Below are 1,210 nucleotides of genomic sequence, written 5' to 3' on the forward strand. Positions count from 1 at the left end.
AGAAGGATGACGACGCGCTGGAATTCCTCCAGGCCGGCGGCGGCCAGGCGAACGACATCACGTGGATCGCGGAATCGGACGGCGCGCTGCTGATCGGGACGCTCGGCGGCATCCGCGCACTCTCCGGCTCCGGCATCGACGAGGCATTGACGCCCTCCTCGTTCAAGAACCGGCGCTCGCGCACGTCGGGCTGTGCCCGCATCCGCCCCGTCGATGCCGGCCAGTCGTTCCTCTATGTCACGCGCTCGCGCCGCTCGATCGCCGAGCTGACGCAGGCTTCGACCGGCCGCTTCACCTCCGACGATATCGGCCAGATCTCCGAGCATATCGCAAAGCGTGGCGTGGTCGAGCTGGCGTTCCAGACCGACCCCGACCCGATGCTCTGGTTTCCGCTCGATACTGGCGAGCTCGGCGGCTACACCCACCAGCCCTCGCAGGAGGTGCGCGGCATGCACCGCCACCGCCTCGGCGGTACCGTCGCCGGTTCCGGCTGGGCGGCCGTCGAAAGCGCTGTCGTGACGCCGGGCCAGGATGGCGTCGACGACATCTGGCTGATCGTCAGGCGGACCACCGGCGGCGTGACCAGGCGCTATATCGAGATCATGACGGCGCCGTTCGAGTATGGGGCGCTGGAGGATGCCTTCCAGGTCGATTGCGGCCTGACCTATTCGGGCGCCGCCGTCAACACCGTGTCCGGGCTTGGCCATCTCAACGGCGAAAAGGTCGACGTGCTGGCCGACGGCAAGGTCTATCGCGGGCTGCCGGTCGCCTCCGGCCAGGTGACGCTGCCCGGCGGCGCCGTCGCGGCCAGATGGCAGGCCGGGCTTGAGTTCCAGTCGCAGGCCGACACGCTGGAGCTCGACGTCGCCGGCCGGGACGGCTCGATCCTCGGGCGACGCAAGAAGCTGGCGGGGGTCATCCTGTCGCTGCTCGAAACCGACACGACAGGGCTTCAGGTGCAGTCGCTGATCCGCGGCCGCTGGGAAAGCGTGCGCATGCCCTCCCTCGTCGCGCCCGACGGCAAGGCGACCCTGTTCACCGGCAATGTCGAGGTGCCCATCGACGACAGCTGGGAAGGGCAGGGCCGGGTGCGGATCCGCCACGTCAACCCGACGCCCTGCACGATACGCGCGTTCACGCCGGTGTTCGACGCCGAGCCCTAGGGCGAGCTGGCGTTCCTCGCCCCCGCGAGGCGGGGGAGAGGTGGCCG

General features: G+C 69.6%; 1 pseudogene. It reads left to right on the top strand.

Annotated features, from left to right (window positions below):
• Window positions 1-1,163 (top strand): annotated as a pseudogene (locus FJ980_RS32705) (hypothetical protein); the annotation flags it as partial.
• Window positions 1,164-1,210: the final 47 nt, after the last annotated feature.

Origin of the sequence: Mesorhizobium sp. B1-1-5 (assembly GCF_006443065.1) — a bacterium.
GTDB lineage: Bacteria > Pseudomonadota > Alphaproteobacteria > Rhizobiales > Rhizobiaceae > Mesorhizobium.